The sequence below is a fragment of the Paraniabella ginsengisoli genome (genome assembly GCF_022513635.1).
Classification (GTDB): domain Bacteria; phylum Bacteroidota; class Bacteroidia; order Chitinophagales; family Chitinophagaceae; genus Niabella; species Niabella ginsengisoli.
Window position 1 is genome coordinate 363,783 of sequence record NZ_JAKWBL010000004.1, and the last position, 15,568, is coordinate 379,350.

Annotated in this window: 21 protein-coding genes and 1 pseudogene; 9 read left to right on the top strand and 13 right to left on the bottom strand. The window is 39.0% G+C overall.

From position 1 onward, the window contains the following. Positions 1 to 12: 12 nt before the first annotated feature. The 5 genes and pseudogenes from MKP09_RS26620 to MKP09_RS18970 form a co-directional block, all read right to left on the bottom strand. Positions 13 to 366: a serine hydrolase gene (locus MKP09_RS26620; RefSeq protein WP_262915519.1), complete on the bottom strand. Its 354-nt coding sequence runs from the start codon at positions 364 to 366 to the stop codon at positions 13 to 15. Further along, a pseudogene (locus MKP09_RS26625) lies at positions 357 to 1,118 on the bottom strand (serine hydrolase domain-containing protein). The gene MKP09_RS26620 and the pseudogene MKP09_RS26625 overlap by 10 nt, the downstream one beginning before the upstream one ends. Further along, positions 1,112 to 1,306 (bottom strand): hypothetical protein, encoded by a 195-nt coding sequence (locus MKP09_RS18960; RefSeq protein ID WP_240831872.1) that lies wholly within the window; start codon positions 1,304 to 1,306, stop codon positions 1,112 to 1,114. The pseudogene MKP09_RS26625 and the gene MKP09_RS18960 overlap by 7 nt, the downstream one beginning before the upstream one ends. Next, positions 1,264 to 1,635, bottom strand: a complete 372-nt coding sequence (locus MKP09_RS18965) for a hypothetical protein (RefSeq protein ID WP_240831873.1) — start codon at positions 1,633 to 1,635, stop codon at positions 1,264 to 1,266. The genes MKP09_RS18960 and MKP09_RS18965 overlap by 43 nt, the downstream gene beginning before the upstream one ends. A 35-nt stretch (positions 1,636 to 1,670) precedes the next feature. After that, on the bottom strand, positions 1,671 to 2,912 hold the full coding sequence (locus MKP09_RS18970) for a glycoside hydrolase family 3 protein (protein ID WP_240831874.1): 1,242 nt from the start codon (positions 2,910 to 2,912) through the stop codon (positions 1,671 to 1,673). A gap of 325 nt (positions 2,913 to 3,237) precedes the next feature. Between MKP09_RS18970 and MKP09_RS18975 the strand changes: the two genes are divergently transcribed. From MKP09_RS18975 to MKP09_RS19005, 7 genes are all read left to right on the top strand, one after another. Then, positions 3,238 to 3,618 (top strand): ATP-binding protein, encoded by a 381-nt coding sequence (locus MKP09_RS18975; protein ID WP_240831875.1) that lies wholly within the window; start codon positions 3,238 to 3,240, stop codon positions 3,616 to 3,618. Beyond that, the gene (mutL, locus tag MKP09_RS18980; protein ID WP_240831876.1) at positions 3,516 to 5,081 is read left to right on the top strand and encodes a DNA mismatch repair endonuclease MutL; all 1,566 of its coding nucleotides are present in this window, start codon (positions 3,516 to 3,518) and stop codon (positions 5,079 to 5,081) included. The genes MKP09_RS18975 and mutL overlap by 103 nt, the downstream gene beginning before the upstream one ends. A gap of 194 nt (positions 5,082 to 5,275) precedes the next feature. Further along, positions 5,276 to 6,091, top strand: coding sequence for an alpha/beta fold hydrolase (locus MKP09_RS18985; protein ID WP_240831877.1), 816 nt, complete (start codon positions 5,276 to 5,278; stop codon positions 6,089 to 6,091). Then, positions 6,085 to 6,744: a CBS domain-containing protein gene (locus tag MKP09_RS18990; RefSeq protein WP_240831878.1), complete on the top strand. Its 660-nt coding sequence runs from the start codon at positions 6,085 to 6,087 to the stop codon at positions 6,742 to 6,744. The genes MKP09_RS18985 and MKP09_RS18990 overlap by 7 nt, the downstream gene beginning before the upstream one ends. Before the next feature lie 45 nt (positions 6,745 to 6,789). Continuing rightward, positions 6,790 to 7,554 carry a POTRA domain-containing protein gene (locus MKP09_RS18995; RefSeq protein ID WP_240831879.1) on the top strand — a complete coding sequence of 255 codons (765 nt, stop codon included), beginning with the start codon at positions 6,790 to 6,792 and terminating at the stop codon, positions 7,552 to 7,554. 65 nt (positions 7,555 to 7,619) lie between these two features. Next, positions 7,620 to 8,147: a hypothetical protein gene (locus MKP09_RS19000; RefSeq protein ID WP_240831880.1), complete on the top strand. Its 528-nt coding sequence runs from the start codon at positions 7,620 to 7,622 to the stop codon at positions 8,145 to 8,147. A 288-nt stretch (positions 8,148 to 8,435) separates the two neighbouring features. Continuing rightward, on the top strand, positions 8,436 to 9,317 hold the full coding sequence (locus MKP09_RS19005; RefSeq protein WP_240831881.1) for an NAD kinase: 882 nt from the start codon (positions 8,436 to 8,438) through the stop codon (positions 9,315 to 9,317). Positions 9,318 to 9,320: 3 nt separating this feature from the next. Here the strand turns inward: MKP09_RS19005 and MKP09_RS19010 are convergent, their stop codons facing one another. From MKP09_RS19010 to MKP09_RS19035, 6 genes are all read right to left on the bottom strand, one after another. After that, positions 9,321 to 10,934, bottom strand: coding sequence for a sulfatase family protein (locus MKP09_RS19010; protein ID WP_240831882.1), 1,614 nt, complete (start codon positions 10,932 to 10,934; stop codon positions 9,321 to 9,323). Between the two features lie 58 nt (positions 10,935 to 10,992). Beyond that, a complete protein-coding gene (locus MKP09_RS19015; RefSeq protein ID WP_240831883.1) occupies positions 10,993 to 11,253 on the bottom strand; it encodes a hypothetical protein in 261 nt (86 codons plus the stop codon). A gap of 175 nt (positions 11,254 to 11,428) precedes the next feature. Then, positions 11,429 to 11,656 carry a hypothetical protein gene (locus tag MKP09_RS19020; RefSeq protein ID WP_240831884.1) on the bottom strand — a complete coding sequence of 76 codons (228 nt, stop codon included), beginning with the start codon at positions 11,654 to 11,656 and terminating at the stop codon, positions 11,429 to 11,431. After that, a complete protein-coding gene (locus MKP09_RS19025) occupies positions 11,625 to 11,861 on the bottom strand; it encodes a hypothetical protein (protein WP_240831885.1) in 237 nt (78 codons plus the stop codon). Before MKP09_RS19025 ends, MKP09_RS19020 begins: the two co-directional genes overlap by 32 nt. A 62-nt stretch (positions 11,862 to 11,923) precedes the next feature. After that, positions 11,924 to 12,574: a ribonuclease HII gene (gene rnhB / locus MKP09_RS19030; RefSeq protein ID WP_240831886.1), complete on the bottom strand. Its 651-nt coding sequence runs from the start codon at positions 12,572 to 12,574 to the stop codon at positions 11,924 to 11,926. A gap of 44 nt (positions 12,575 to 12,618) precedes the next feature. Further along, on the bottom strand, positions 12,619 to 13,485 hold the full coding sequence (locus tag MKP09_RS19035; RefSeq protein ID WP_240831887.1) for a diacylglycerol/lipid kinase family protein: 867 nt from the start codon (positions 13,483 to 13,485) through the stop codon (positions 12,619 to 12,621). Between the two features lie 129 nt (positions 13,486 to 13,614). On the opposite strand from MKP09_RS19035, the gene MKP09_RS19040 reads away from it, so the two are divergent. Further along, the gene (locus tag MKP09_RS19040) at positions 13,615 to 13,962 is read left to right on the top strand and encodes a phage holin family protein (protein WP_240831888.1); all 348 of its coding nucleotides are present in this window, start codon (positions 13,615 to 13,617) and stop codon (positions 13,960 to 13,962) included. A 59-nt stretch (positions 13,963 to 14,021) separates the two neighbouring features. On the opposite strand, the gene MKP09_RS19045 is transcribed toward MKP09_RS19040, so the two are convergent. Beyond that, a complete protein-coding gene (locus tag MKP09_RS19045; RefSeq protein ID WP_240831889.1) occupies positions 14,022 to 14,501 on the bottom strand; it encodes a Fur family transcriptional regulator in 480 nt (159 codons plus the stop codon). A gap of 2 nt (positions 14,502 to 14,503) precedes the next feature. Beyond that, positions 14,504 to 15,076 (bottom strand): SCO family protein, encoded by a 573-nt coding sequence (locus MKP09_RS19050; RefSeq protein ID WP_240831890.1) that lies wholly within the window; start codon positions 15,074 to 15,076, stop codon positions 14,504 to 14,506. A 219-nt stretch (positions 15,077 to 15,295) separates the two neighbouring features. Here MKP09_RS19050 and MKP09_RS19055 point away from each other — a divergent pair, with 219 nt between their 5' ends. Beyond that, on the top strand, positions 15,296 to 15,559 hold the full coding sequence (locus MKP09_RS19055) for a phosphopantetheine-binding protein (protein ID WP_240831891.1): 264 nt from the start codon (positions 15,296 to 15,298) through the stop codon (positions 15,557 to 15,559). Positions 15,560 to 15,568: the final 9 nt, after the last annotated feature.

Consider the following 15,568-nt stretch of genomic DNA (forward strand, 5'->3'; position numbering starts at 1 on the left):
GCAACAGCCTTATCAGTTAGCAACACCCACGGCCCTGTAAATAGCATCTTGAATGTTCTCCCTGATATGATAAGAACCCAGCCGCGGGTTATTACGAGTGGGGGTGACACGACTGGAAAGAAAAATATAAACAATATTATATTTTGGATCAACCCAAACACATGTTCCTGTAAAGCCGGTGTGGCCGTAGGTTTGCGGAGATGCTAATGCGCTGGGATAAGGATTTTGTCTGGTGGCATTGTCTTTTTCAGGCTTGTCAAATCCGTAAGCACGGCGACTGATTGAACTATGGTAAGCTGTAAAATCCTGGATGGTTTCCCATTTGAAAACTCGTTTGCCATTTATTTCACCGCCATTTAAAAGCATTTGGTATAATTTACCAAGATCATACGCTGTAGAAAAAGCCCGGCATGGCCGGCTACTCCGCCACCCAAAGCAGCCCCCTCATCATGTACAGTGCCTTGTATTAGTTGATTTCTAAAGCTATATTCTCTTTCTGTTGGAACAATGTCTTCCAACTTGAATCGCTCCAACGGTTCATATCCCGTTGTTTGCATGTGCAGCGGAATGTAAAAGCTGTCACGAACATATTCTTCTAATGGTTTGCCAGAAATCGTTTCTACGATCTTCCCTAAAAACCAAAAATCATTGTCGCTGTACACATATTTTCTACCTTGAGGAACGATAGGGCTTTCCAATATTCTTTTCCAGATTGTATCCTTCCAGTCGTTTCTTAAATAAAGGCCATTGGCAACCTGCGTCGTATAACCGGGTTCAGAATAAGCACGATATAATTCAGGTTTAGGTGTACCTCCCGAGTCTAATGTTTCTCTGTAAAAAGCTATAAACGGCACCATTCCCGCCTGGTGCAGGATTATGTTTTCGAGCGTAAGGTTTGCCTTATTTGTGCCGCGTAAAAGGAAGATAGTCAACTAATTTTTTTTTAGATTGACTTTTCCCTGCTCCACCATTTTCATTATGGAAACAGTAACTGCGGACGTTTTGGTTACCGAAGCCAAATCAAAAATACTGTTGAGTGACATGGATTTTGAACTATCATATTCGTAATTGCCAAATGCCTTGTGATATACGATCTTACCATCTTTTGCCGCTAATATAACGCAACCGGGGTAGGCTTTTTTTTAATTCCGTCCAAAGCAATAGAGTCAACTGCCGCAAATCGCTCGTCGCCGATTGGTTCTAAAGAAGTAAAGGTTGATGGAGAAACGATCTTTCCATCTCCGGCTTTAAAGTCGCAAACGCTTACAGGTAAAGTACCCGCTGCTGAAAAATCCCCCGAAGCCAATCGGCTGCTGCATTCTGAAAGATCGCATCATCTTCATAACAAACGGCCAGCGATTTAGCCTGACAAAAATTACTCGCTGTTAATGGATTTCCAAACACCAATGTAATGGCATTGGCTTTATTAAGCCCATACCATGTTTGCACAGCACTTTGAGAAATACCATAATTACGACTTCCTTTTCTTATGGCAATATCATGGAGCCCGATAATTACATCATCGTATTTTCCTTGTTCAATTGACTTAGCAACTATACCACCTTTACTCGCCGGATCTGAATATTTAATATAAAAAACATCCGCATTAAAATCAGCTTCCAATCTTTTACCCAAAGTAGTAGAACCGCTATTTACGAAAGCAACATAAGCTACTTTCCGATTTTTTTCAGCGGCCAGGAAAAAAACTCATTTCTAAAAGTAGAAGGGTTTGCAAGCTTAAGCAAGGTTAAAGATTTTTGAGCCACCTGCGCACGTACCTCATCTGTATTGGCATTTAAGTCGTTTAACAAATTATCCAGATCAACCGGCTGCAAACTGCTAAGCCCTAAATTGTATTTTGCCAGTAATACTTTTTTTGTTTTTTGTTCGATGTCCTCCCAGCTAAGTCTTCCTTTTTTGATCGCATCTCTTACAGCTTTTATCGTTCCAGGCACACTTTCGGGCAGGCAAAGCATATCATTTCCTGCTATCAATGCTTCCGCTGCAATAGCGCCACCAGGAAAGTATTTAGCAACCCCTTTCATTTCCAACGCATCAGTAAAAGTCAATCCTTCAAATCCCAGATCCTTTCTTAATAACCCATTTACGGCATTCTTAGAAATTGAAGTAGCCCGGTTTTTTCCATTATCAATAGTTGGAACAGATAAGTGCCCCACCATTACACTTTGTACTCCGGCTTTTATCATTTCCCGAAAAGGATATAATTCAAGATCCTCAAGCTGGGTGCGGGTTTTATTAATTACAGGTAAATCTAAATGAGAGTCTACTGCTACATCACCATGCCCCGGAAAATGTTTGGCGCTTGCCATTACGCCGGCATCCTGTATCCCTTTCATAAATGCGATACCATGTTTCGCAACGCGGTATTTATCTTCTCCAAATGAACGAAACCCAATAACCGGGTTGTTCGGATTATTATTAACATCCACAACCGGCGCATAATCTACATGTACACCCAGGCGTTTGTGTTGCTCGCCAATGGCCTTTCCGGTTTTATAAACCAGCGTAGCATCAGCAACTGCGCCCAGCGTCATGGCGTAAGGATACTTGGTTACACTGTCCAGCCGCATGCCCAACCCATATTCTCCATCAATGGTGATAAGTATGGGTGTTTTGGCAACGCTTTGATAATAGTTGGTTAGTTGTGCCTGTCGTACCGGCCCTCCCTGAAAAAAGCAGATGGAACCTACATTATACTTCTTAACGTCATTTAAAACTTTTGTTTCTACCCCTTTATTCGAGTAAGCGCGAATAATGATCAATTGTGCAATGCGCTCGTCAGGACTCAATTTTTTATACGTTTTATCTACCCATTGCTGGGCTCCGGAAGTTTGCGCTTTTGCAAAAAAGCAACATGCAATAGAAAATAATAAGAAGCTGTATTTTATCATTTTAAGATTATTAAGTATATATCGAACAACATATTCCTTTCTAAAATTACATAGAGGAGAAAGGCAATATCAAGGCAAAGGTTGCTCCAAACTAATAAAAATAAAAAGAATCAGGAGAAATGCCGCCGAATATGTGATAAAAAAATCCGGACATTCGCAATTATATACATGTTTTTATAAAATCAGCTTTCGTACATCTGGCATCGATCTTCCGCCAGTTGGCGGACTCTTGATTTGTACTGCATTGCTGATCAACATGTCCGTTCATTTTCGATTCTCAATTTTTTCATCGTACCTTTGCCTGTTCAAAAAAATTATAAAAACATTGCCCGACAAAATAGTTTTACTGCCAGATAATATTGCTAACCAAATTGCAGCGGGCGAGGTAATACAACGCCCCGCCAGTGCAGTGAAAGAGCTGTTGGAGAATGCGGTAGACGCTGGTGCAACAGAAATAAAATTGATTGTTGCTGACGCAGGTAAAATGCTTTTACAGGTTATTGACAATGGCAGCGGCATGAGCGAAACCGATGCCCGAATGAGTTTTGAGCGCCACGCCACTTCCAAAATAAAAACATCGACGATCTTTTTCACATTAGAACAATGGGGTTTCGTGGCGAAGCGCTGGCTTCTATTGCAGCCGTGGCACAGGTTGAGCTTAAAACCAAACGCCCGGAAGATGAAGCCGGCTCATTATTGGAAATAGAGAACAGCACGGTTACAAAGCAGGAACCTGTTGCCGTTCCCAACGGTACCAGCATTGCCATGAAGAACTTATTTTTTAATGTTCCGGCCAGGCGCAATTTTTTAAAAAGTAATGCAGCAGAAATGCGGCATATTGTGGATGAGTTCACGCGTGTAGCAATGTCCTTTCCACATATTTTGTTCACGCTCAGCGCAAACGGCCAACAGGTTTTTCATTTAGAAAAAGGCACATTGAAGCAGCGTGTGGTGCAATTACTAGGCAACAACTACAATGCAAAAATGGTTGCAGTTAAAGAAGAAACTGATTACATGAATATCTATGGCTTTACCGGAAAGCCGGAAACAGCCAAAAAAACGCGTGGCGATCAGTATTTTTTCGTAAACAATCGATATATAAAAAGTGCTTACTTAAATCATGCATTGATGAGCGCCTACCAGGGAATGACTCCTTCGGATAGCTTTCCTATGTATGTGCTTTTTATTGAAATAGATCCGGAACAGGTGGATGTAAACGTGCACCCAACCAAGCAGGAGATCAAATTTGAAGACGAAAAAATTATATACGCCTTTGTTCAGGCGGCAGTGAAACACGCGCTGGCTCAATTCAGCGTTACCCCAACGCTCGACTTTGAGCTTGATTCGTCTATTCAACAACTTTCTGCTGTTTCCAGGCCATTTACATCTGAGCAAAAAGAAATGACATCCGCCTCTCCGCTTTATAAAGGGTTTACACAAAAACACCAGGCTCACTTTATTGAGCGGCCTTCTTCTTCTGAATTAAAACATTGGAAAGATTTTTATGAGCCGGTTAAAAAAGAAGAAACGCAATTTGAATACGAACAAGCGCCGCAACAAATATTTTCATCACACAAAAACAAGCTTGCTTTTATAGTTGATGAGCATACTGATCTGGCTCAGGTTTTGAATACTTATATACTTTACCCCACTGAAAACAGTTTTTTGTTGATCAACCAGCAAGCGGCGCATGAAAGGGTGTTATACGACCAAATGTCAGCAGCTGTAAACGGAACACCTATTGCCACACAAAGCAGTATGTTCCCATCAACTTTGGAGCTTTCTCCGGCCGATTCAGTTTTATTAGCAGAGTTGTTGCCTTATTTTAAAATTTTAGGGTTTTTGATTGAGCCTTTTGGCAATAATACTTTTGTAATTCAGGGAACACCCGCAGACCTGGAAAGTGGAAATGAGAAGCAAATCGTTGATTTTACGATAGAACAATATAAACATTTTAGTACAGATATTAAGATATCAAGCCGGGAAAAACTGGTACGGTCATTGGCAAGGCAAAGGGCTATCAAAACGGGAACACGCCTTACTGAAAGAGAAATGAAGCAGTTACTTTCTGATCTGTTTGCGTGCGACCCATTCAATATCGCTCCGGATGGAAATCCCACCTACCTGGAGTTTAAACAGGATCAGATAGAACGGATGTTTGGAAAGTGATTTGTATATTTCTCTTACATATTTTATTGATTTTTGGTTAAGAGGAATCTTTGATGTAATTTTTCACACCTTCCTTAATGTGGTTTAAATACAAAAACTGCATGTCGGGTTATTAAAAAATTAAAATATAACTGCTAATAATGGTGTCTATTTGGTAAAATCAATATATTAGCGGCGATAATACAAGTTTAATAATGCAGTACGAGATAAAGCAACACGATAAATTTAGCTATATAGAAGAGGGCGAAGGAGAGCCGCTCGTGTTGTTGCATGGGTTGTTTGGAGCCTTAAGCAACTTCAGGCCGCTGATTGATTATTTTAAGCAATACAATAAGGTAATTGTACCAATGCTGCCTTTGTTGGATATGGACATATTACATACCAGCGTTAGCGGTTTGGCAAAATATGTTCATCGGTTCATAGAAATAAGAGATTATAAAAATATTCATTTGCTTGGCAACTCGCTGGGCGGCCATGTGGGCTTGGTGTATTTGCTCAAAAATGAAAACAGTCGTGTAAAAACGGCAACTTTAACGGGCAGCTCAGGTTTATTTGAAAGCGCAATGGGCGACAGTTACCCAAAACGCGGCGACAGAGAATATATCCGTAAAAAAACTGAATATACTTTTTACGATCCGGCCATGGCGACAGATGAATTAGTAGAAGAGGTTTTTTCAATCACTAATAATCGTCTGAAAGTTATCAAGATCATCGCTTTGGCTAAAAGCGCTATCAGAAACAATCTTGAAAAAGAATTACAAGAAATAAAGATTCCTGTGCTTTTGATTTGGGGCAAGAACGATAATATTACACCGCCGTTTGTTGCGGAAGAGTTTCACAAACTCATTCCCAACAGTGAATTGCACTTTATTGATAAATGTGGGCACGCACCTATGATGGAAGTTCCGGAAGAATTCAACAATATTTTGTTTAAGTTCTTAAAAAACATTCCGCTATTGCAACAGAAGCCTGAAGATGGGAGTCTTAGTATAAATAAGGCACTATGTTAGTCATTAATTTACCCTTTGAAAATCTTCCTCAGATAAAATTATCTGACAAGGTTCATTCTGTTTTGCGGCTGATGTACGACTATCAGGTTCAAGAACTTGCCGTTGTTGAAATGGGTGAGTTTAAAGGCATTGTGAAAGAAGAAACCCTGCTAAATGCGGATGAAAACCTGGCTATAAAAGAACTTCAGCATTATTTTTTGAATGTTTCCGTAAATTCTGGAGACCATCTTTTAAAAGCCGTTTCGCTGGCAGTAGCTTCGCATTTATCCATTTTACCCGTAATAGATACAGATAATAAACTGGCCGGAATTATTGAGACAAAGCATTTACTAAAGGATGTTTCTGATTTTCTTGAGCTAAATGAACCGGGAGCTTTGATTGTGCTGGAAACAGATTCATTACAGTATTCTTTTTCTGAGATAAGCAGGATTGTTGAAAGCAATGATGCCCAGGTTACGCAATTAAACACATCCAGAGATATAGAATCCGGCAAAATGCAGGTAACAATAAAAGTAAATAAGCTTGAAGTCTCAGATATTGTAGCAACTTTCCAGCGCTACGAATACCACGTGAAGTATTACTTCGGTGAAGAGCTCTATACAAACGAGTTGAAAAATAATTACGAAAATCTGATGAGCTATCTGAATGTTTAGCCCGTTACATTATCACTCACTATTAGAACCCCGTTGTGACTAAGAATGCCTTGGATAAAAAAATACTTGCTGTGGCTGCTGTTTCTGTCAGGTAGCTGTTCATCTGCCGTTGCGCAGATAGATAGCACCAACCCGCCTGTTCCAGATTCTTCCAAGACACCCTCACCAACAGGCCCCAATAACTTTTTGGCCGACAGCATCATTCAATTATATCCTGATAGTACGGTTGTTATCAATCATATTTATTTCGAAGGAAATAAAAGAACGAGGCGTGTTATCATGCTTCGCGAATTACCCTTTAAAGAAGGGGACTCGGTAAAAATAAAAGACATACCAGCTTTGCTTGCTCAAAGCAAAAGACAACTTCTCAACCTTTCGCTTTTTCTGATCAAGGATTTCGATGTTGCCGTTACCAGCAATCATGAGCCGTTTGTAGATGTAACAATAATGGTAAAAGAGCGATGGTATTTATTGCCGCTGCCACACCTGAAGCCTATCGATAGAAATTTAAATGAATGGTTGTTTGAGCGGGGCGCAAGCACTTCGCGGCTTGACTATGGCGTTAAACTTCTTTACGATAACGCCACCGGCAATAATGATAAGCTCCGGTTTTATTTTGTAACAGGTTACACCAAGCAATTATTACTAAGTTATAACCGACCTTATATTGATAAAAATCTGAAATGGGGGATGAACCTCAGCCTGGCATTGGGTAAAACACACGAGATCAATTATGGTACCGACAATGGTGAACAGCTTTTTTATGAGGATAAAAATGGCTATCCAAGAAATTTTTTGATGGAACAGTAGAACTCTTTTATCGCCCCGAGTTTTTTACCCGCCATGTATTTGGACTGGGTTATAACACGCTGCGTGTGTCAGATTCAGTGCTGATAAAAAATCCTTACTATTTACAGAATGGCGCCACAAACCTTAAATATCCTGAGATCTATTACAAACTCATTTATCAAAACTTAGATTATAATCCATATCCTACAAAAGGGTATGCTGGAGAAATTGCTCTGTTTAAGCAAGGCTTTAATAGCAAAATGAATGTTTGGCAATTAGCTGTAAAGGGGCAGGGTAACTGGCATTTGGGACCTAAAACTTTCTATAATATCTCCGCTATTGGCTCTATTAAAGTTCCTTTTAAACAGCCTTATTATAATTCACAGTTGTTAGGATATAGCGACATGAACCTTCGGGGATACGAATCGTATGTTATCGATGGCGTAGCCGGGGGCCTTGTAAATGCTACTATTTTTAAGCAGTTAGCCAACTTTAGCATTAACCTGCCGGTATTAAAAAAATATACCTCCTCTCTTATCCCTTTAAAAATTTATGGTAAAGTGTATGGCAATATGGGCTATGCACACAATCCACAACCCTGGCGGGCATGTTAAGCAATCGCATGCTATACGGAGGTGGCTTTGGACTTGATATTTTTACTGATTATGATTTTACACTTAAGCTCGAGTTCTCATTTAATCAGTTAGGCCAAAACGGACTATATTTACACAAGAAGACCTTGTATTAAAAGAATTAGCTAATTAGTCGATGTGATAATGGGATGATGTGGAGAGGAGGGAAATGGGGAGAGGGCTGGTTTGCGGCGTATTCCGTACATCCTACATCTAACATTCCTGCCAATCTCTATAATCCAATAATTCAGGTTCAGACAAATATTACGAATGAAAGTAGCTGTATATAGCCGGGGAATTGACGCAGAGTCGTACGCCGATGTAAAAAGATTTTTTGAGGAATTAAAAAATTACCGCCTCAAGTATGTTCTTTATGGCCCCCTGTTTGAAAGTTTAAGACCTCACTTAAATCTTTCAGAACATACACAAACCTTTACAACAGCTGAAGAACTTGACCGCGATGTAGAGTTTATTATAGGACTTGGAGGCGATGGAACTTTGCTGGATACTATTACGCTGATAAAAGATAAACCCATTTCCATAATGGGTATCAACTTCGGGCGTTTAGGTTTTCTATCCAGCATTGGTCGCGATAACCTCACGCTTGCCATTAAAGCGCTGGCATTGAGAACCTACGTAAGCGAAAAACGCTCGCTGGTGCACGTAGATGCAGATATACCTCTTTTTGGAGATATGCCTTTTGGGCTTAATGAATTTGCTATTCACAAGCGAGACACCGCGTCAATGCTTAAGATCCACACTTTTATCAATGGCGAATTGTTAAATACTTATTGGGCCGATGGTTTGATCGTTTCTACTCCAACCGGCTCAACTGGTTATTCATTAAGCTGTGGCGGCCCCATTGTTTTTCCCGATTCGGAAAATTTTATTATCACTCCCGTTGCACCGCATCACTTAAATGTGAGATCACTCGTTGTAAACGACAATAGCATTATTTCTTTTGAAATTGAAAGCAGGTCAGATGAAATTATCTGCGCGCTAGACTCAAGAAAGGAAATTGTTTCTAAAAATGTTTCTCTTGCTGTAAGAAAGGAAAAATTCACTATTAACCTGCTGCGCCTTAGCGAAAATAATTTCCTGCATACGATTCAGACCAAACTTATTTGGGGCCTTGACAGGCGCAATCATTAATAATCAAAATGCTTTCACGCAAAGAGCGCAAAGGGATAATTCATGCTCTTCGCAAACAAAGGATCGCAAAGTTTGCCTTCGGCAAAGGTTCTCAATATATAAGCGTTTACATTTGTTTGTTGAATATAACTTCTGCTTCTGTATCCTTATATTTTTGAATAAGAGCGTGCAAGTCTGCTTTGAGTTTTTTATAATGGGTGTTGATGTCTTTTCATTGTAAATATTGTGCAATTCATCGGGGTCTTTTTCGAGATCAAAAAGTTCCCAGGCATTTACTTTATCGTAAAACCTGATCAATTTATAGCGTGCGGTTTTAATTCCAAAATGTGGTGAAACGGAATGCTCTCCTTTTTCATAATAATGATAGTACATAGCTTCCCGCTGATGTGATGGCTTGCCTTTTAATACCGAAAAAAACGATTGCCCCTGTACATCTTCCGGAACTTTTGCATTAGCCAACTCTAATAAGGTGGGTGCAATATCTATATTCATAACGGATTGGTTAAAGACCGATCCCGGCTTAATAACACTCGGATATCTTGCCGCCATTGGTGTTCTGAAGGAGGGTTCGTACATAAATCTTTTATCAAACCACCCATGCTCGCCCATATAAAATCCCTGATCCGACATATAAATAACAATCGTATTTTCAGTTAAATTATTTTTATCAAGGTAATCCAATGTTCTTCCAATATTCCTGTCCAGCGAAGCGGCTGTTGACAAATAATCTCTCATATAGCGCTGAAACTTCCATTCTGTTAATGCTTTTCCCGTTAACTTTTTTTCTTTAAACTCTTTGTTGATCTTTTCATAATAGGCATTCCAGCGGCTCCTTTGCTCCTGGGTCATCCTTTTGGTAAATGCAGCTTCTTCCTTTTCGTCCTGTACTTTCAGGTCATACGCCATGCGCATGGTTTTTTCAATCGTCATATCCTGAACTGCAGCAGCTTTACGTGTTGCATAGTCATCATAAAAAGTGGATGGCAACGGGACGTTTATACTGTCAAATCGCCCGAGATCTTCTGTGTCAGGCATCCAGGTTCTGTGTGTTGCTTTATGGCCAATTACCAGGCAAAATGGCTTTTGTTTGTTTCTCTTATCCATCCAGTCTTCGGCAACATCTTCAATAATATTTGTTACATATCCCTCATACCTTTTGCGAACATTTCCTGTCTGCAAAAAATCGGGATTGTAATATTGACCTTGACCTGGTAAGATGCTATAATAATCAAACCCTTGTGGTGTGTTTTCTCCCAAGTGCATTTTTCCGATCCAGGCTGTTTGATATCCGGCTTGTTGCAATACTTTGGCAAAATTATTTTGGTTGAAATCAAATGTGGAGCGATTATCCTTAAAGCCATTTGCGTGGCTGTATTTTCCTGTTAAAATACTTGCGCGACTGGGGCCGCAAATAGAGTTAGCTACATATGCTTTTTGGAATAGAGCGCCTTCGCTGGCAATTCTATCTATGGAAGGCGTATGTACAATAGAATTGCCATAAGCACTTATGGCTTGATAAGCATGATCATCGGAAATGATCAGCACAATATTAGGTTGTGCATTAGTAAATGCACCAGTTATTGAAAGAGCGAGTAGACACAACAGAAGATATCTCATTCAATAAAAATAAAAAAACACCGGCATATATACCGATGTTAAGTTATTTATATGAAAATTATGGGCGTGGGGGCAAAGGTGGGTGCGGCGGTAAAGGAGGATGCCTGGGCGCTGGGGGACGCGGAAATGTAGGCGCTTTCCTATAACGGCTTTTTGCGTAATGCTTTGTATGCTTGGGATGTTTTACATATTTCTTTTTAGGAAGATGTTTTGTAAGGTGTGGCGGCTTCGGTGGCCGGGGAGGAGTAGGCTGAGAGAAAGCATCGCCACTACTCAACGAAAATAATATGATCGACAAGATCAGAACTAACTTTTTCATGTGCTTATATTTTTATTCAAAAATTAAGTCTCAAACTAAAGACTAATTCTTGCATACTTTTCAAATGATGTGCCATTAAGCAAACCACACTATTAATTTAACATTTTACCGATGCATGATATGGTTAAAGGTTAAAAAAATCCCGCCAATGGCGGGATCGGATAAATGGAATTTATTATTCTTCTTCAACTTCTTTTTTCTTCTTTTTAAACGGGTTTGGCGGTTTTGGTGGACCGTCATGTTGTTTCTCTTCTTTTACATTTGCTGCTTTATCAGACTTGGAATCCTCGTCGCCGTCTTCTTTTTTCTTCTTTTTAAACGGATTGGGTGGTTTTGGAGGTCCGCTTCGCTCTACTTTTTCACCCTTATCTTCAGCTCCTCTTTTCTGCAACTCTCTTTTCATGTTCACCTTTCCAAAAGTCTCGTTGCGATCGTCCAAATCTGCGCATATCTTCTTTCTTTCGTTCAACCCGCTCTTCGGATGTTTCCTTTTTCTTTGCAGGCTTTTCTTTTTCTTCTTTAGTTTCTTTTTTATTTGAAGTTTGGGCCTGAATGTTACCCGCATTAATTGCTAAACCAAAAGCTGCAATCAGTAAAAGCTTTTTCATCAGTTTATTTTTTGTTGTATATAAAAATAAACAAATATTTTGCCGTAACGCAATGCATACCCTTAAATAGGTATAAAATACCGGAAAACCAGTAGGTAATTAATTAAAAAAGTAAGTTGAGGAGAGGTTATTTTGAAGCTTTTACGATGATGCATACATATTCCATGGCTTTCAATGGCTAACCGATGCTCCAGCGTTCCATAACCTTTATTTGAATGCCAGTTATATTGAGGAAACTCACGATGCAGACGGCGCATGTAATCATCCCGATAAGTTTTTGCCAATATACTTGCTGCGGCAATGTGAGCATACTGTCCATCGCCTTTGATAATACATTGATGCGGAACATTTTTGTAGGATAAAAAGTAATTACCATCCACCGAAATAAATTCGGGCCTTAATGGCAATCCGTCAAGTGCCAGGTGCATGGCTTTTTGAGACGCTTTTAATATATTGATTGAATCTATTTCTTCAACATCAACCATTGCAACGCAATAAGATAAGGCAGTTTGCTGAATGTAATTTCTTAATTCTTCCCTTACCTGTGCAGCCACTTGCTTGCTATCATTCAACAAAGGATGATGAAAATTGGCAGGCAACACGACTGCCGCTGCAAATACAGGCCCTGCATAACAGCCACGGCCCGCCTCGTCGCAGCCGGCATCAACAATATCTGGTTTATAAAAGTTATGTAGTTTGAATACTTCAGGCATTAACGATCACTTTTCTGGTGTAAGCAATTTAAAACAACTTGGCTCTACAACAATATGTAATTTTTTTCTGTTTCAACAGGTTCTCCATCAATATGTAGTGGAGCCTCATTGTAGTTGCTGATACTTATTTCGCTTGTTTGAAAATATATAACGCTTTTATTTTCATTTATGTTTTCCTTCTTCTGCAAGCTGTTCAGACCGCCCACCTGCATCATGGTATTGTACAACATGGTGAGTTTTGATTGATCAGTAACAATCACCACATCAATGTTACCATCACTTAGGCTGGCCTTAGGGGCAATCGTAAAATTGTTTCCAAATTGATTGCTGTTGGCAATACTTATAAAGTACGCTTCGGTAGTAAACGTTTTATTATTCAGTTTTATTTTAAAGGAGTAAGATTTAGCAGTAAAAAAATTGCTGAAAACTTTTTTTACATAAGTCGACAATCCGCGCTGGTCCGCCTTAGCAAAATCATGCGCCACCTGCGCATCAAAACCAATACCACAAAGCATACATGCAAATCTTTTATTGACCCTGAAACCATCAATACGCTGCGTATGGTTTTTAAAAATAATTTCGAGCGCCTTCTTTGGAGTTTTGGATATACCAGCTCCAAATGCAAGTCCATTGCCAGATCCGCCAGGTATAATTCCAAACTGTACAGGCATTTTTGCAAGACTATCTACTACCTGGCTTACGGTACCATCTCCACCTACAATTATAATATCGGTTATTTTGTCAGTCAATATAATTTCTTCCAAAAAAGAATAATTACCATCCGCAACAGAAGGAAAAAACTGGAAAGGAATGCCTGATTTTAATGTTTCTGCAGCGATCGTATTTTGCACGCTATCTTTCGCGCTTGTGCCCGATACCGGGTTAACAATATATATGATCTTTCGCCGCATATGCAAATGTATTTGTAATCACAATATTTAAACGTAGTAAGTTTATACGATCGAAAAAATGAAGATAATGTAATAATGTACTAATTTAGCTGACCATTACCAATTTGAACTTATTAAATTGAACGCCAAATGAATTTTATCCTCAAAGTCCTCATAACCGGCCTCATTGCGTATTTACTTCAAAATATTTTAAGCGGAGTTAGGATTGTAGATATAAAAACCGCCGCACTTTTTGCCTTGGTATTGGCATTATTGAACGCTGTTGTGAAACCCATACTTGTAATTCTGACCATTCCGGTTACGGTATTAACTTTAGGAATTTTTTTGTTAGTGATCAACGCATTTATGGTGTTATTAGCAGCCAATTTATTTAAAGGCGTTTATGTAGACGGATTTTGGTGGGCATTGGCTTTCAGTATTTTATTATCAATAGGGTCTTCTATTCTTTACTCATTGGTTGGTGGTAAAAAAGAATAACAGTTTTTTTGAGGCTTGCAAAAAGATATTTTTTGGATTTTGTGTAGAAAGATTCTACCTTAGTATCTAATCAAAACATTAATCAAAAGTCCTGATGTTTCTACATCAGGGCTTTTTTTATGCGTGTTTCGACAGTTTTTACACACCCCTTTCGCAACCACATCAAGTTCAACGGATTGATATCCTTCTGGTAAATTAACGCTGGGAGTTACCACATTATCGAGGCAATAAGTTTTGTCACAAATATTACATACAAAATGAACATGATGATCATGATGATGGCCTTCCTTGCAATCGTTTTTGCACAAAGCATACTTGATTGAATTGTCGGAGGAAGGTATAGTATGAACCAGCCCTTTTTCTACAAAAGCCTGCAAAGTGCGATAAATGGTAACCCGATCAAAATGCGCTCCTGCATTCTTTTCAATATCAGCATGCGCTAATGCTCCGCCGCTGTTTAAGAAAAGTTGCAAGATCTTCTGTCTGCCAGCAGTAACACTTAAATTATTTTCCTTCAGTATTGAAGTAACATTTTTCATCGTTAAGAGCTTTTTAGTTCCTTTTCTATGTCTTCAATAAGTTTTTTTATTTCTTTTTGTTTTAGCCCATCACAAATTTTTATCACTTCCCCTTTTCTGTTTACAAGCGCCCAGTATTGCGTATGCAAAAAATCATCCTCTTTATTAGTAAGGTTATTTGCCGGGTCATCAATAGAATAACTTAGCCTCGCCATATTGTAAAGACTATCTTTTCTACCAGTAAGAAAAACCCATTTTTGCGTATTTACCTGCATAGAGTCGGCGTAAACTTTCAATCTGGCCGCTGAATCTGTTTTGGGATCGCAGGTATAAGATAATATTCGAAAGTCCGGCTCGTTCTTAAATTTTGCGTACACCTGCCTCATGTTATCATTCATCATAGGACAAATACCCGGGCAGGTTGTAAAAAAGAATTCAGCAACATATACTTTACCGTCCACATCATGGTTGGTAAATGCATTTCCGTTCTGATCAGTAAATTTGAATGGAGCAACTTTACTTATAGGCTCCAGCTTTCTGTCGTTAAAACTTGGTATGAACCAGGAAGCTATCCCATAAAAAATAAGAGAGAGCACCCCGAAAAAAATGATATAATAAATTGTTTTTTACGCACGTTGATCCTTTTTAGAAAAACAAAATTACTTGATAGTTGTTTATGAGATACTAATAAAGTTAAATGGCCTCTTTTTTACAACATTCTAATCAAACAAATTCAGTACATACGGGAGATAATAAATTGACAAATTTGTGGCGAAGTTGTTATTTTTGAACCTTAATGCTTTTAAAAAGGTAACATGGAAAAAGAAGCGCTGAAGCAGCAGGTTAAGGAGCAAATTGTAAAGTTTTTAAACCTCAATACCGTAAGCCCTGCTGATATTAAAGATGATGAGCCTTTATTTGGAGAAGGCCTTGGTTTGGATTCTATCGATTCTATTGAACTTATTGTAATGCTTTCCCGTGAGTACGGTATCAATATACAAGACCCGAAAGAGGGCAGAAAAATATTGACAAACGTAAACACAATGGTAGATTACATTGAGGAACATCGCACAAAATAAATTTATTTC

Excerpts from the sequence above, each read along its gene's own strand:
- MKP09_RS26620 (WP_262915519.1), bottom strand. The coding sequence starts at position 366 with ATGCTTTTAAATGGCGGTGAAATAAATGGCAAACGAGTTTTCAAATGG.
- MKP09_RS18970 (WP_240831874.1), bottom strand. The coding sequence starts at position 2,912 with ATGATAAAATACAGCTTCTTATTATTTTCTATTGCATGTTGCTTTTTT.
- mutL (WP_240831876.1), top strand. The coding sequence starts at position 3,516 with ATGGGGTTTCGTGGCGAAGCGCTGGCTTCTATTGCAGCCGTGGCACAG.
- MKP09_RS18985 (WP_240831877.1), top strand. The coding sequence starts at position 5,276 with ATGCAGTACGAGATAAAGCAACACGATAAATTTAGCTATATAGAAGAG.
- MKP09_RS18990 (WP_240831878.1), top strand. The coding sequence starts at position 6,085 with ATGTTAGTCATTAATTTACCCTTTGAAAATCTTCCTCAGATAAAATTA.
- MKP09_RS18995 (WP_240831879.1), top strand. The coding sequence starts at position 6,790 with ATGCCTTGGATAAAAAAATACTTGCTGTGGCTGCTGTTTCTGTCAGGT.
- MKP09_RS19005 (WP_240831881.1), top strand. The coding sequence starts at position 8,436 with ATGAAAGTAGCTGTATATAGCCGGGGAATTGACGCAGAGTCGTACGCC.
- MKP09_RS19010 (WP_240831882.1), bottom strand. The coding sequence starts at position 10,934 with ATGAGATATCTTCTGTTGTGTCTACTCGCTCTTTCAATAACTGGTGCA.
- MKP09_RS19015 (WP_240831883.1), bottom strand. The coding sequence starts at position 11,253 with ATGAAAAAGTTAGTTCTGATCTTGTCGATCATATTATTTTCGTTGAGT.
- MKP09_RS19020 (WP_240831884.1), bottom strand. The coding sequence starts at position 11,656 with ATGAAAAGAGAGTTGCAGAAAAGAGGAGCTGAAGATAAGGGTGAAAAA.
- MKP09_RS19025 (WP_240831885.1), bottom strand. The coding sequence starts at position 11,861 with ATGAAAAAGCTTTTACTGATTGCAGCTTTTGGTTTAGCAATTAATGCG.
- rnhB (WP_240831886.1), bottom strand. The coding sequence starts at position 12,574 with ATGCCTGAAGTATTCAAACTACATAACTTTTATAAACCAGATATTGTT.
- MKP09_RS19035 (WP_240831887.1), bottom strand. The coding sequence starts at position 13,485 with ATGCGGCGAAAGATCATATATATTGTTAACCCGGTATCGGGCACAAGC.
- MKP09_RS19040 (WP_240831888.1), top strand. The coding sequence starts at position 13,615 with ATGAATTTTATCCTCAAAGTCCTCATAACCGGCCTCATTGCGTATTTA.
- MKP09_RS19045 (WP_240831889.1), bottom strand. The coding sequence starts at position 14,501 with ATGAAAAATGTTACTTCAATACTGAAGGAAAATAATTTAAGTGTTACT.
- MKP09_RS19055 (WP_240831891.1), top strand. The coding sequence starts at position 15,296 with ATGGAAAAAGAAGCGCTGAAGCAGCAGGTTAAGGAGCAAATTGTAAAG.